Raw genomic sequence first — 14,532 nt, forward strand, 5'->3', positions numbered from 1 at the left:
CAATTAAAACGAATTAGCAAAAGAATAAGTCTTTATAATTTTTTTTGGGGAAGATGGGACATTTTCCTCCTACTGTTGCGTCGATAATTTTACGATTATCTAACCAAAATTTTGCATAAGCGATCTTGTAATGTCTTTCTGAAGTTGGTAAATCAGGCAGTTGCCATTTAACACCTTTTCCAAAATAGCTAGGATGAAAGTGATTTGGGTCATCTCCCTCAGAAATAACTTCTGTATGGGGAACTCCTGGAGTCACAAAATGGTGATCAACACCAATTAAAATAACAGTCTTGAATCCCATATAATAGGCTAGTTGCATAGCAGCATAGGTTACTGTACTGCCTTCATTCAAACCTTGAGTTGCTTCGGAACTAAAATCCATCCCAGGATAAGGATGCGTTTTGACGAAAACAATATCTTTTTGAGGTTTAAGATAAGGAAGTCCTCGATTGCTAATGAACTTAGTGCCAGGAATACTACTAATTTGACTAGCACTTTGCTCAATAACTAAACGATTTATAGCAACATAGTAAGTTGGAACAAAATCCCATTTTTCAAACCCCAAATAAATACGATTCACTCCAAAGGTGATTTCGTTTTTGAGGAAAGATAAATCCATTTTGTTTAAACTAGGGCCATTTCCTATAATCACACAACGTTCCCCCTTATGCTTATCCTTATATTCAATAAGTCTTTCATTAGACACTTGAAGTATGATTTGTTCTCGCCTTTCGTAAAAAGAATCTAAATAGGAAGAGAAAGTTTTTTCAAACTCAGTAACCCGATCATTTCTAACAAAAATCAAATTTCCCCAAGCCGGATCGTGATTGAGAGGGTAGCGTGTACATTGTAGAAAATAATGTGGATCTGATCTTTTACCTTTACGCCCATATTCTGTTATGGATGCCCACTCTGATATAAATACCTCATATCCTTGCTCTCTCATGTACTTGGCAATATCATGATGGGAACATCCAAAATTAGGGACTGATCGATCATCTGCAAATTCGCACATAACGATCTCAGGTTTTATTTGATTAAAATCAAAGCCTTGTAATACTAGAAAGTCTGCTCCTTCTGTATCAATTTTCAGTAATGTGACATCTGTAATATTTAATTTTTTTAAAGCCGTATCTAACCGAGTTGTTTGAACAGTTAGTTTGGGTTGATGGGTTTCATGAAACGGCTTAAGAGAATGAATTCCCCAGTGTTCTGAACTCACATAAAATACTACTGACTGGTCATCTTGATTAGAAACAGCTTTTGGAATAATTGTAACATCTGGGTATTTTTTTAAATTATTTTCTAAATCATGACGATTATCGGGTTCTGGTTCAAAAGCAATAATTTTCCAACCTTTATCAGCAAATTGCGTAGAAACATAACCAACATGAGCTCCAACATCAACTAAAATTGGTTTGTTCTCAGTCTGATAATTAAAGCGAAGTAGTAAATCTAACTCTTCAAATCTGCAAGAAGCATTTTGAAATTTTTTCGTTAATTTAGAATAAAAACTCCTTTTGATTTGTGCTAAGCTTTCAGAAGCTTTATTGAGATCAGGTTGTATCTTGAGTGCTTGTTGATAGCAACTTATGGCTTCTTCTGTTTTACCCATTGTTTGAAGAGCATTACCCAAGTGGTAATGAGACCAAGCATAATTGGGATTCAACTTTAGAGCTTCATTATAAGCATTAATTGCTTCGTTTAATTTAGAAAGTCCAGCGAGAGCATTTCCCAGTCTATGGTAAAATATATACTGATTTGGATCTATGTTAATTGCATTATAATAATTAGTTATGGCTTCTTCTATATTCCCCTTTTTAAGTTGTTCTTCTCCTAAAATATAATATTCAGTAGACTTAGGATCTACTTTGGCAACAGCAATATTATTAACTACATTTTGCTTTAAGGATGTTTTCTCTTGTATGGTTAAACTCCAATCCATTGGTCGTGCTGATAAATTGGGATCGATATCATTTACACGACTAAAAGCTTCTTTCGATTCGTCGTGGGATGTCCCCAACGTCTCCAACCACAGCAACTCTTGATGTAACCAACCAGCAGAGGGTTTCAACTCCATCGCTTTCCGATACATCTCAACCGCTTCATCTAACCGCCCCAACTTCCCCAAGGCTTCCCCTAAATTTTGATAAGCACCATAAAATGGCTGATTATGCTCGATCGCCAGTCGATAAGCCACTACCGCCTCTTCTAACTTTCCCTCTCTTAACAATTGGTTGGCTTGCTGAAAGGCTGTCACTGTCATGGGTTTTATACTCTAAAAAAATAAGGGTTGCTAGTCTGGGCTTTAGTCAACGTCAAACCTCCTATCACAATTTCAACCTTGAAACCGACAGGCGGGATTGGCAGCAGGACGATTAACCCACTCAAAAGTTCCCAGTTTCTACCGATTTAGCTGTTCTCTGTTCAGCAAATCTGTCTTCACAGTCTGCACAAACACTTTAGAGCGCTCCAAATCTGCTTGAATCCTTTGTAATTTTAACTGTATGCCATCTACCCCTGACTCCGCATCCTGTTGAGGCAGGGGAACCTCCACAGTAGAGGATTCAGATCCTAATTTAACCGTTACTTCTGCCATCTTAGCAAGACTTTGATCCCGCAAAATCGAATATACAGTTAACTGGTCGTGCGGATCAATCACTCTGCTCAAGTCTAAAATTGCCTGAAACCCACTAATTCCTGCTTCTGAAGCTTGGGGATAAGTTTGGGCCACATCAGGACGAGGAACATTCACCGGAATAGTTTTCAGCACTCTCCCCTGATGAATCACTTCAACCGCGATCGCGGGAGACATTTTCCCCAGAACCCAACCCCGAAACTCAACTGCCCCAGCATCAGTTTGAGTTCCTGTTTCTGGTGCATCGAGATTAAACGCCAGTAACCCTTGAGATTCTGCGAGGGGGACACTAAGCACTTCTACAAAGTCAATCATTTTTTTCCTTTCAGATTGCTGAATCCTGAGTTAATTGGTTCCTTAAGCGTAGGGCCGATGATTCCAGAGAGACGGAGGGTTTTACTGTTCAGTTGATACCACTGGGGGATGCCAGAGGGAGCGAGACTTTAGTACAAACCACAGAACAAACCACAGAGACAGAAGGCTTTAGACTTAAATTTACACCCTAAACTCATGGCGATGTTCCTAATGACTCGGACGCCAATTCTTGTCCTCCAATCTGATACCGCTGTCTTGACAAGCTCTGGTTAAATGCGGGCTGTAGTAAGGGTCATTCTCAATATATTTTCGCCAGCGGCTTTCGATCAGCTTCGATTCCTTCCTCAGCCGCTCTTTCTTTTCAGGCGAGTCTTCGTAACCCCGGCTTTTAGATTCGTGGTGGTAGAGAACTACATGAGGCAGGTAAATATTTCGGTACCCTTTCTCTAGCATTTTCAAACACAAATCCACATCATTGTACGCCACTGTTAGTTCTTCGTCAAACCCCCCAACACTTTCAAATACTTCGCGGCGACACATTAAACACGCAGCAGTTACGGCTGAAACATTATTCAGGCCTACCACATTCCCGAAATACCCTGGTATTGATCGCGGCATATGGTAATAGCTGTGACCGGCAACTCCGCCGCCGAGTCCCATCACCACTCCTGCGTGCTGAATTTTGTTATCTGAGTATATCAACAAATTGCCCACAGCCCCGATCGAGCTTCTCTGAGCTTGTTCAACCATCCCGTCAATCCAATCGGGAGTAATTACCTCTGTATCGTTATTCAAGAACAGCAAGTAATCTCCCTCCGCTTTGCTAGCAGCGTAGTTGTTAATCTTAGAGAAATTGAACGGAATATCGAGTCGATAACTTTTAAACCTCGCTGATTCCTTAGCCGTCCATTTAGCCAGAATTTCCGCCGTGTGTTGCTCTTGACTGCCGTTATCGATGACGATCACTTCGTAGTTGGGGTAGACGCTCTTAGTAAAGATAGACTCCAAGCAATTGTCCAAAACATCCCCTAAATCCCGCGTCGGAATAATGATGCTGACCCGCTTGTAATCTGCAATTTTGTAGCGTGGAATAAAGTGTCCCAAAAATTCGGGAACGCCTTCTATTTTCCCCGGTTCGCCCCTGCGTTCGATCGCCTCTTGCAAAGCTTTTTGCCCTGCGTCATAGGCATAGGGTTTAGCCTCTACACCGCCAGCCGCCGAACCTGCGTGCATTCTCCAGTGGTAAAGAATTTTAGGGATGTGAAATATTTTGTCAGTTTTTTCTGTAAACCTCAGAACCATATCGTAATCTTGAGCTCCTTCAAAGCCCGGTCTAAAACCGCCGATTTCATTGATTAGCGATCGCCTGTAAGTTCCCAAATGGCAAGTGTACATCCGAGATAAAAATGAATCCGGACTCCATTCTGGCTTGAAGAAAGGATTTATCAGTTCCTGATCTTGGTAAATCTTATCTTCATCTGAATAAATCATGTCCGCTTCCGGGTGCCGGTTCAGCAGCAGCACCACTTCATACAACGCCTCTGGTGTCAGTGTATCGTCGTGGTCTAATAAAGATACAAATTCACCCGTAGCCAACTCCAAAGCAGAATTAGAACAGTGAGAAATGTGACCGTTTTTGGTTCTGTAAGCTACTTTTATCCGGCTATCTTTGGCTGCATATTCTTGCAAAATTTGCTTGACATGAGGCGCGGTTGATGCGTCATCCGCAATGCACAATTCCCAATAAGGATATATCTGATTTAGAACTGATTCTATTGCTTCCTGCAAATAATTTTCTGGCGTATTGTAAGCCGGCATGACAATACTAATCAGCGGCTTGTAGTTAAAGATTTCTAATATTTCCGCCATTTTCCGCAAGTCAGCTTCTCTGGGGCTGTTCTTAGCGCGCCACTTGGTGTAAGCTGGGTCTTGACCGAGGAATAGCGAATCTCGCAAGTTTTGATAATCCAAACCAAAAAGTTTCGGATCGAGTTTGCTCGCCGTCTGATAAGCTTCCAGAGCTTCCGAAAGCTTGTCTTGTTTAGCTAAAGTTTTTGCTAAATTGTGGTACGACCAGCCAAAGTCAGGAGCAACCTCGATCGCTTTCCGATAAGCAGCAACAGCTTCATCAAGCCGACCTTCTTGTTGATATACATCCGCTAAGTTGTGGTGGGACCAAACAAAATTTGGATTCAGTTCTGCCGCTTTCTGATAGCTTTTAATAGACTCATCAACTTTACCGATCCATTTCAGGACATCGCCTAAATTGTGATGACTTCCAAAGTAATTGGGATTAATTGAAATTGCTTTGCTGTAGGCAGCCACAGCCTCGGCAAATTTACCTTCTTCTTGTAGAGAAGTCCCCAATTCGTGGTACTCCGCAGCTATCCCAGGGGTGTGTTCGATCGCATTTCCAGAGTGTCCGCCAACAGCGCGATCGCTCTTTTCCGCCGCCCTACTTACACCCTTTTTTTTTAGTACCTCTTCTAACCGCCCAGAAATAGCCTTGTCGTCCGGCCGAATCTGCAACGCCATCTGATAAAAGACGATCGCCCCATCCGGCCAATTCTTCCGCACCAAAGCATCAGCCAACCCAACATAAAGGTCAGCATCATTCGGCGCAATCTCCAGCGCCTTGTGATACAACTGCACGTCATCAGGATTCTCCTGAATCGCCCGCCTATATAAACGCATCGCCTCGTTCAAATCCCACTGCGATCGCATCCTCACAGCATCAGCCAACTTTTGGGACAGCCACGGCAAATCCGCCTGAATCTCCGCAGCGCGGCGGTAAGCGGCGATCGACTCATCCCACCGTTCCAACTTCTCAAAAGCCGTTCCCATGTTGTAATAAGTCCACGGAAAATCAGGATTTAACTCGGCCGCGCGTCGGTAAACATCGATCGCCTCCTCCCACCTTTCCATTTCTAGCAGCACGTCGCCTAATTTGCTCTGCGACCAGAAGAAATTCGGATTAACTTCGTTAGCACGCCGGTAGGCAACAACCGCCTCATGCCACCGTTCCAAATTCACCAGCGCTTCTGCTAAATTGTTGTGCGCCCAAAAATGGTCAGGATTGAGTTCGATCGACCTTTGGTAAGCCGAAATTGCCTCATCCCACCTTCCCAGTTTAATCAGGGCGTCTGCTAAATAGTTGTGCGACCAACTGAAATCTGGATTTAATTCTGTTGCTTTCCTATAAGCATTTACCGCCTCATCCCACCGTTCCAGCTTCAGCAATACATCGGCTAAATTGTTGTGAGACCAGCTAAAATCTGGATTTAATTCGATCGCCTTGCGGTAGGCATTTACAGCTTCCTCCCACCGTTCCAACTTAACCAGCGACTCAGCTAAATTGTTGTGCGACCAAGAAAGATCGGGATTATTTCTAATAGCATTGCTGTAAGCATCTACCGCCGCTTCCCACTGTTCTTGACCCTTAAGAATTTCCCCCAATTCGTGATAAGCTGCGCCAGCATTTGGGTTCAACTCAACCGCGCGCCGGTAACACTCAATTCCCTTCTCTACCTTACCTTGCTCGATCAAAGTTTTGGCTAAATTCTCGTGTTCCTCAGCGGTGCCCGACTTGGGATCGATCGCCAATGCTCGATACCAAGCCTCAGCCGCCTCTTCCGACTTGCCTAACTGAGTTAACAGTTTTGCAAAATTGCGGAAAGCACCGGCAAAATCCGGCTTCAGGGCGATCGCCTTTTCGTAAGCAGAAACCGCTTGCTGCCACTGTTCTTGCTGCGCGCAAATGCTGCCGTAATTAGCGTAAGCTTCGGCAAAATTTGGGTTAATTTCTATTGCTTTGACATAGCAACTTTTAGCTTCATCAATTTTGCCACCCGCTTGTAGCGCGTTGCCCAGCATTTTGTAAAGGGGCGCTTCCGGCTTTATTTGTAGCGCTTTTTTGCAAGCAGAAATTGCCTGTTCCAATTTGCCTTGAGCAAAATAGCCTTCTGCCAATATTTTGTATGCTTCTGGATCTTCTATATTAATTGTAGAATTAACTGCCTGCTGAACTGGCGGCTTAACTGGCTGCTGCACTGGTGGCTTAACTGCGGTGGCTGCGGGCTGCTGATTGACTGCACCGTTTTTCGCAGTGGCACCCGCCAAAGTTTGCTGTCCCTCGCTGCCATTTCTCGCATTAGCTGCGTTCAGTTCAATAGCTTTGCGATAATATGCTGTCGCTTCCTCTAACTTGCCTTGTTTTTTTAGCGCTTCGCCCAAATTTTGGTAAGCAGTCGCCACATTAGGATTTAATTTTATGGCGCGATCGTAACAAGCGATCGCTTCGGGGAATTTTTCCTGCCGAAAAAAAGCGTCGCCCATATTCAAGTGTTCCCCAGGCGCTACTTTTTCCGGTTCCAAACTAAATGCTTGATACCAGCACTGCTGGGCTTCTTCCGGTTTGCTAATTTGTCCGAATACTTTTGCTAAATTCCGGTAAACTCCCGCGAAATTCGGCTTAATCGCGATCGCCTTTTGATAAAATCCGATCGCCTCCTGCCATTTTTGCTGCTGCGCGCCCAGGCTGCCCAAATTCGCATATACTTCCGCAAAATTCGGTTCTATTTCAATCGCTTTAGCGTACCAGTGCCGCGCCTCTTCCATCCTGCCTTGAGCTTGCAGCGCGTTGCCCAAAGTCTTGTAAGCTGGTGCAAAATTGGGGTGAATCTTCAAAGCTTGCTCGCAGGATGCGATGGCTTCTTCTATTTTTCCTTGGGATAAGTATGTTTCTCCCTGTTGGTTAAATTGAACCGCTGTTGATTCTGTATTCACTGTTGATGGCATATGGGCGGCGGCTCCAGAGGCAGGAATTAAATAGGGTAGTCAAAACGTTTCACAATTATACTCGCGTTTGACACTCACAGTAACGGGCTTGTTCCCCGAATTCTTAATTTTTTTGACTCCCGGTGCTGGCGAGGAACCGGGATTCTCGGCTAATTTTTTGATTTTACGGCTAAATATCTAAGAATCAGTACGGTTTCTGGCAGATTTGCGCGCCCGTTGGGACTCTTGTAGCTAAAGAGTCGATCGCCCGTGTTGTAAAGACAAGTAAACACGGCAGGTTCTTGCTGGTGGGATGCTGTGTTGTGGACGCGGCAAAGAAGATTGCACCCTTTTTTATAGGCTTTTTACGGGCGGGCTAGAAGCCCAACCCCTACTTCCCACAACACAACAAATTCACTGTTTGTGGAACAGGCCAGAAAGCGTGTTTTTGAGAATGGTGCAAAATGTGCGATCGAACCCAAATTAGAATAGCCTTTTTAGCAAAAAACGATCGCCCTTTTGGGAGAAAGCGATCGCCCTTTTTTTTCAACCATTAGTTAACAACTATTAGCAATTACTAATTAAGCTGCTGCGTCTGCCTCTTCTTCTGCATCTTCGGCTTCAGAACCTGCTTGAATTCCTAGCACGGTAACAACCACCTGATCTGGTTCGCCGAGAGCTACCACTCCCGCAGGCAAAACTAATTCGTGAATGTGCAGCGCATCCCCAACCTTTAAATTAGAAATATCTACTTCAATTCCTTCAGGAATGCTGTCAGGTTTGCACTTAACTGCGAGTTGCGTCAGCACGGTATCCAAGATGCCGCCTTCTAACTTGACGCCGACAGCTTCGCCGACAAAATTCAGCGACACTTCAACTTCCAGACTGTCTTGAGTTGCCACGGAGAAAAAGCTCAGGTGGTAAGGATAGCCTTTCCAAGGATGAACTTGAACTTCCCGGAGCAAGGTTTTTCCGCTCCAAGACAGGTCGGGAATGCTGAGGTCAATTAGGGCATTGTTGACTACGTGCTTTTTGAGCAGGTGTTCAACTGTTTTGGCTTTGATGGTAAGGGAAATGGATTCAGAGCCTTTGTGGCCGTAGAGGACGGCGGGAATCAATCCAGAGCGGCGGAGGGCGTTAGGTTTGCTACCTTCTGCCCGCTTTTGACATTCTACTGCGAGTTCCATTTTCTGACTTTCTGTTGATTGTTTTCACATTTTACCAGAATTGTGATATTGCGATCGCGCTTAATTAAACGACCCGCTGAAGATACTGATAATCTTCGTTTTCAACACATTTTAGCAAGTCCAGCAATTTCCTCAAACGGTAGGTTGCTGTTTGATACTCTTCTTTGAGGGGGGAATCTCCCAGCTTGGTGAGGACGGTATCGCTTTCGCAGATAATTGCATCGCGGAAAAAATTTCTGAGCTTCTGGCGAATATCTCGATCTAACTCAACTACAGGTAGCTTCTCCTCTTCTTCATCTATCAAAATATTTCTGGGGACAGATTTGCCGATTTTGGAAAATTCTGATTTGACCAACCACTCGTAAACGTCTTCAGACATTTCGACATAGTGCGGTGGTCGAGCAGTTTTGAAGGCATAAAAAATAATATCTAACATTAGCTTTCCTCTTGACCTTCCTGATTCAACAACTCACTTTCTGGAAAATTTTCTACCCAAGCTACATCTGCTTTGTCGAATACAGCCTTAGCCGGTTGAGTATTTTTTCCTGTGGTAATAACTCCAATCACAGTTCCTTTTTGACATATTTCCTTAGCTTTTGTGGAATCTATTTTCTTAGTTTTCCAGGCTTTGATTTCAATATGCGGTTCATTCATTATTGTTTATATTTTTTTATAAATTAACGATTAAATTCGCTCTGCCAATTGCGGAGTAGCTGTTTAACTCGGGGAACATCCCAATCGTTGACTATCAAAATATCACCTTTGGGATTGTTTCCGGTTGTTCTCTTGGCTTGTATTCCTTCTTTTCCTAGCTCTATTATAACCCACCCAATCATGTCTCTGTGAACTTCTAGCCGTGCTATCAGTTCATCCTCGTCAGTCATTTACGTCAATACTCCGGACAGTTTTTGAGACCGAGGCTGAAACCCTCATTCTACCGTTAGCATTTGACCTCACTGAGAAGGCTGAAACCCGCATTCTGCCGTTAGTGATTGAAAACTGTCCGGACTATTGTTACGTAACTCCTTGTAAATAAGGATGCACTTGACCTCGCCGCGGATCAAGTGCACTAATCTCCTGGAACCTTGAGCTAGGTGGGTCGCGGCGAGGCTGGCAACAGCTTCGAGTATTATGGATCGAGACCCAACATTATATTTTACCTCACAACGTTAAGCTGGTGCTGCTACTGGCGTACCGTCAGCAGAGAGCAAAGCGCGTTTCGGGCCGTGAATCGGGTCTTCTACAATAATAGTTTGGTCGCGGCTCGCACCGAGAGAAACAATTGCGATCGGCACTTCCATCAAATCTGCCAAAAACTTCAGATAATTCAAAGCTTGCTGAGGCAAATCTTCCAAATTCCGGCACTCTTCCGTAGACTGTTTCCAACCGGGAAGGGTTTCGTAAATAGGTTGGCACCGAGCAAAGATTCGGGAACTTTTCGGGAAATCAACACATTTTTCGCCGTCAATTTCGTAAGCAACGCAAACTTTTATTTCTTCTAATTCATCCAACACATCTAGTTTGGTAATTGCCAGACAGTCAAGGCCGTTGATACGGACTGCGTAGCGGCCGATTACAGCGTCGAACCAACCGCAGCGGCGTTTGCGGCCGGTTGTTGTGCCGAATTCTGCACCTCGATCGCCCAAAATTGTTCCTATTCCATCTACCATTTCCGTAGGGAAGGGGCCTTCTCCGACGCGGGTTGTATAAGCTTTTGCTACGCCAATTACGCGATCGATCGCTGTTGGGCCGACTCCGGTGCCTACACAAGCCCCACCAGCGATGGGATTGCTGGAAGTAACGTAAGGATAAGTGCCGTGGTCTAAGTCTAATAAAGTGCCTTGCGCGCCTTCAAACAGAATATTTTTCCGCTTGTGAATTCCCTCATAAATCTTCAGGGAACTATCAACTACGTGCGGCCGCAAACGTTCGGCATAAACTCGATATTCATCAATTACATCTTGCGGATTTAAAGGCGGCAAATTGTAGAGTTTTTCGAGAAGGACATTTTTACAATTAATCGTCCATTCCAATTGTTCTTGCAACCCGTCCAAGTCCATTAAATCGAGCATCCGAATGCCGGTACGTTCCGACTTGTCGGCGTAAGTAGGGCCAATGCCGCGTCCCGTCGTCCCGATTTTATAATTTCCCCGCTGCGTTTCCGATGCTACATCAATTAATCGATGATAGGGCATCGTGACGTGAGCCGTCTCCGAAATCATCAGCGAGGCTGTCGAAATATTCAGTGCCTCTAGCTGATCTAACTCTGCAATTAAAACTTTAGGGTCGATCACCGTACCGCAGCCGATGATACACTCTTTATCAGGGTAGAGAATCCCGGACGGAATTAAGTGTAGTTTGAAAGTCTGACCGTTTACTACCACGGTGTGACCGGCGTTGACGCCCCCTTGGTACCGGACAACGATATCTGCGGATTTGCTGAGCAAATCGGTAATTTTGCCTTTTCCTTCATCGCCCCACTGGGCGCCGATCACAACTACGTTAGCCAAGGGTTTCTCGCGTTCAGTTCAGGTTGACACAATCTCCGATTATGTATGAATGCGTCCTAAATGTCAAATAAATTTTTGTTACAATTGAGAGACTTGAGGCTGTATTGCTCTCAAAAACAAACTTCCAGCCCTATCGGGGGACTTGGGAAGGGAGAGTAGGAGAGGGGAAGAATGGGTGAGGATTTGACGAGTTTTTAGGGGAATCCCATGTGCAGCTTAAATGTGGAAGAGTTTACCTGCTGGAGGTTGTTGGCTAGTATTTGGGAAAACCCGGTTTCTGGCCACTGATGCGTATAGGACTAAATTACAAATTCTTCAATTCTTCAATCCTTCAATTCTTCAATCCTTCAATTCTTCAATTCTTTCAATCTAAAATCTAAAATCTAAAATCTAAAATCGCATGACTTTACACGCTGAGTTGCACCGCCATCTGGGTGGTTCTGTCGTTCCTAGGGTGCTGTGGCGGTATTTCGATCGCCACAATGCTGAGATGGTTAATCGATTTCAAGAATACTCGGAGTTTGAGGAGTTTTACACTCGTCCGCGCAATACTCTCAATGAGTATTTGGAACTGCACACACTGGTAGAAAGCGTTCAAACTGTTGAAACTTTGCCTTATTTCATCTATCGGTTGATGCGGGGCGCTTACGTGTTTGAAAATCTGGCTTATTTGGAGTTGCGCTATACGCCTTATTTGCGGACTCCAGAACATTTGGATCAGTCAGAACGCATTGATTTGATGGCAGAAATTGTCAAGGTTGTGGGCAAGGCAAGTCAAATTAGCGATTGTCCGATTGTTACTAGCCAAATTTTGTGTATGCACTCGCGTTTGCCTTATGAAGTGAATCGGGCGATCGTAGATTTGGCGGCCGGGATGGGAGAATATGTTTGTGCGATCGATATAGCTGGCGGCGATGATTGTATTGGCGAGCGTTTGGAGGAGTTTGTCGGATTGTACCAGTACGCGAGGTCAATCGGCATCAAAACTACCGGCCACCTCTATGAAACTACGTCTGGTTGTTATCCCGAACTTCTGCCTTATCTGATGCGTATCGGCCACGGGATTCAAATTCCGTTAAAATATCCCGAATTGCTGCCAGAAGTCGCGCGCAGGGGTCAATGCTTGGAAGTTTGCCCGACTACCTATCTTAAAACGGGGACGTTGCAGGATATGCGCGAATTGAAGGTTGTGTTCGATCGATGTTTTGAAGCTGGTGTCGATATTGCCATTTGTACCGACAACGCGGGATTGCACAACGTGCGGCTGCCTTTTGAATACGAGAATTTATTGACTCTGGATATCATTGATTTTCGGCAGTTGCAAGCGTGTCAAGAGGCCGCTTTTCGCCATGCTTTCGCGTGGCCCTACGAAGAAAGACCTGTGAAAATGCTGACCGGTTTGTTGCAGCATGAGTCTGTCGGTGCGATCGTTAATTAGCTAGTTTTTGTCATTAAACATCAAGTTTTTACGTTTCTTAAAAACCCGGTTTTTTATGTTAATTAATGAACCGGTTTTTTATCTGATATCTCTGCCGCTAGGAAAGCCATCGCCAAGATTTAGGATTGCGGCAGTGATTTTATTTCATTTGTAAATGATATTTTTTTTTACTAACCGCAGAGGGCGCAGAGGGCGCAGAGGAGATAGAAAAGATAGAAAGAGGGAGAGGTGTTTTGTAAAATTATAATAAGCGTCGGGCGATCGGCAATCGGTAACAAGTTATAGTTTGGAGGCAGAATCATCAATATAAAAAGATAAAAAAACATGACAAATATGGACGCTTACTGGATGCCGTTCACCGCCAACCGACAGTTTAAAGCGAATCCGCGAATGTTGGTTTCTGCCAAAGATATGCACTTTACAAGCGATGATAACCGCTCAATTTTGGATGGTACTGCGGGGCTGTGGTGCGTGAATGCAGGACACGCCCGCGAGACAATTGCCGAAGCAGTTAAACAGCAGGTTTTGCGTTTGGATTACTCCCCGGCTTTTCAGATGGGACATCCGGGTGCTTTTGAATTGGCGGAACGTTTGGTAAAGATGATTCCGGGCAATTTCGATCGCGTTTTCTTTACTAATTCTGGTTCGGAATCTGTAGAAACTGCTTTAAAAATTGCGATTGCTTATCACCGGGTGAAAGGTGAAGGAACTCGCCAACGATTAATCGGTAGGGAACGCGGCTATCACGGCGTTGGTTTTGGGGGAATTTCTGTCGGCGGTATCGGTACAAACCGCAAGTTTTTTGGCAGTTTGCTCACGGGAGTAGATCATTTGCCTCACACTCACAATCTCGAACACAATGCTTTCAGCCGCAAACAACCGGAATGGGGAGCGCATTTGGCGGATGAATTGGAGCGGATTGTCGCTTTGCACGATGCGTCGAATATTGCAGCAGTAATTGTGGAACCAGTGGCTGGTTCTACAGGGGTTTTGATTCCCCCGAAAGGTTATTTGGAGCGGCTGCGGGCGATTTGCGACAAGTACGGAATTCTGCTGATTTTTGATGAGGTAATTACCGGGTTCGGGCGGCTAGGCTCTAGTTTTGCTACGGAATATTTTGGGGTGGTTCCCGATATTGTGACGGCGGCGAAAGGGATAACTAACGGTACGGTGCCGATGGGGGCGGTGTTTGTGAAAGAAGGTATTTATGATGCTTTTATGAATGGTCCTGAAAATGCGATCGAGCTTTTTCACGGCTATACTTATTCTGGTCATCCTCTGGCTTGTGCGGCTGCTTTGGCGACGCTGGATATTTATGAGGAAGAAAGGTTATTTGAACGGGCCGATAAGATGGCTGGTTACTGGGAAGATGCGGTGCATTCTTTGAAGGGGGTGCGGCACGTAATTGATGTTCGCAATCTGGGAATGGTGGCGGGTATTGAGTTGGAATCTATTGCTGGGAAGCCGGGGAAACGGGCTTTTGATTGTTTCTTGCAGTGCTATGAAAAAGGGTTGCTAATTCGCACGACTGGTGATATTATTGCTTTGTCGCCGCCGCTGATTATTGAGAAGGAACATATCGATCGCATTGTGGAAATTTTAACTGGGGTTTTGCAGGAAATGGAGTAAGATTAAAATGAGATTTTGCACCATTCTCGCTTAACAGGC

Annotated in this window: 10 protein-coding genes; 2 read left to right on the forward strand and 8 right to left on the reverse strand. The window is 44.6% G+C overall.

Annotation, left to right across the window (positions count from 1 at the left end; all coding sequences use genetic code 11):
- Nucleotides 1–13: 13 nt before the first annotated feature.
- The 8 genes from QUA83_RS10465 to QUA83_RS10500 form a co-directional block, all read right to left on the reverse strand.
- Nucleotides 14–2,266, reverse strand: coding sequence for an FkbM family methyltransferase (locus tag QUA83_RS10465; RefSeq protein ID WP_333293040.1), 2,253 nt, complete (start codon nucleotides 2,264–2,266; stop codon nucleotides 14–16).
- A 138-nt stretch (nucleotides 2,267–2,404) separates the two neighbouring features.
- A complete protein-coding gene (locus QUA83_RS10470; protein ID WP_333293042.1) occupies nucleotides 2,405–2,953 on the reverse strand; it encodes a sulfotransferase in 549 nt (182 codons plus the stop codon).
- A 207-nt stretch (nucleotides 2,954–3,160) separates the two neighbouring features.
- Complete coding sequence (locus QUA83_RS10475) at nucleotides 3,161–7,750, reverse strand: tetratricopeptide repeat protein (RefSeq protein WP_333293044.1); 4,590 nt, start codon at nucleotides 7,748–7,750, stop codon at nucleotides 3,161–3,163.
- A 560-nt stretch (nucleotides 7,751–8,310) separates the two neighbouring features.
- A complete protein-coding gene (locus QUA83_RS10480) occupies nucleotides 8,311–8,916 on the reverse strand; it encodes a 50S ribosomal protein L25/general stress protein Ctc (protein WP_333293045.1) in 606 nt (201 codons plus the stop codon).
- 64 nt (nucleotides 8,917–8,980) lie between these two features.
- Nucleotides 8,981–9,352: a hypothetical protein gene (locus QUA83_RS10485; RefSeq protein WP_333293047.1), complete on the reverse strand. Its 372-nt coding sequence runs from the start codon at nucleotides 9,350–9,352 to the stop codon at nucleotides 8,981–8,983.
- Nucleotides 9,352–9,570 carry a hypothetical protein gene (locus tag QUA83_RS10490; protein ID WP_333293049.1) on the reverse strand — a complete coding sequence of 73 codons (219 nt, stop codon included), beginning with the start codon at nucleotides 9,568–9,570 and terminating at the stop codon, nucleotides 9,352–9,354. The genes QUA83_RS10485 and QUA83_RS10490 overlap by 1 nt, the downstream gene beginning before the upstream one ends.
- Before the next feature lie 23 nt (nucleotides 9,571–9,593).
- Entirely contained in the window at nucleotides 9,594–9,800 is a 207-nt protein-coding gene (locus QUA83_RS10495) for a hypothetical protein (RefSeq protein ID WP_333293050.1), read from the reverse strand.
- A 285-nt stretch (nucleotides 9,801–10,085) separates the two neighbouring features.
- On the reverse strand, nucleotides 10,086–11,426 hold the full coding sequence (locus QUA83_RS10500) for an adenylosuccinate synthase (protein WP_333293052.1): 1,341 nt from the start codon (nucleotides 11,424–11,426) through the stop codon (nucleotides 10,086–10,088).
- A gap of 400 nt (nucleotides 11,427–11,826) precedes the next feature.
- Here QUA83_RS10500 and QUA83_RS10505 point away from each other — a divergent pair, with 400 nt between their 5' ends.
- A complete protein-coding gene (locus QUA83_RS10505; protein WP_333293053.1) occupies nucleotides 11,827–12,864 on the forward strand; it encodes an adenosine deaminase in 1,038 nt (345 codons plus the stop codon).
- 324 nt (nucleotides 12,865–13,188) lie between these two features.
- Nucleotides 13,189–14,493 carry an aspartate aminotransferase family protein gene (locus tag QUA83_RS10510; RefSeq protein ID WP_333293055.1) on the forward strand — a complete coding sequence of 435 codons (1,305 nt, stop codon included), beginning with the start codon at nucleotides 13,189–13,191 and terminating at the stop codon, nucleotides 14,491–14,493.
- Nucleotides 14,494–14,532 lie beyond the last annotated feature (39 nt).

The organism is Microcoleus sp. K1-B1 (genome assembly GCF_036704705.1).
Lineage (GTDB): Bacteria > Cyanobacteriota > Cyanobacteriia > Cyanobacteriales > Microcoleaceae > Microcoleus.

Bases quoted from the DNA above. Each gene is read 5' to 3' on its own strand.
- QUA83_RS10465 (WP_333293040.1), bottom strand. From the start codon at position 2,266: ATGACAGTGACAGCCTTTCAGCAAGCCAACCAATTGTTAAGAGAGGGA.
- QUA83_RS10470 (WP_333293042.1), bottom strand. From the start codon at position 2,953: ATGATTGACTTTGTAGAAGTGCTTAGTGTCCCCCTCGCAGAATCTCAA.
- QUA83_RS10475 (WP_333293044.1), bottom strand. From the start codon at position 7,750: ATGCCATCAACAGTGAATACAGAATCAACAGCGGTTCAATTTAACCAA.
- QUA83_RS10480 (WP_333293045.1), bottom strand. From the start codon at position 8,916: ATGGAACTCGCAGTAGAATGTCAAAAGCGGGCAGAAGGTAGCAAACCT.
- QUA83_RS10485 (WP_333293047.1), bottom strand. From the start codon at position 9,352: ATGTTAGATATTATTTTTTATGCCTTCAAAACTGCTCGACCACCGCAC.
- QUA83_RS10490 (WP_333293049.1), bottom strand. From the start codon at position 9,570: ATGAATGAACCGCATATTGAAATCAAAGCCTGGAAAACTAAGAAAATA.
- QUA83_RS10495 (WP_333293050.1), bottom strand. From the start codon at position 9,800: ATGACTGACGAGGATGAACTGATAGCACGGCTAGAAGTTCACAGAGAC.
- QUA83_RS10505 (WP_333293053.1), top strand. From the start codon at position 11,827: ATGACTTTACACGCTGAGTTGCACCGCCATCTGGGTGGTTCTGTCGTT.
- QUA83_RS10510 (WP_333293055.1), top strand. From the start codon at position 13,189: ATGACAAATATGGACGCTTACTGGATGCCGTTCACCGCCAACCGACAG.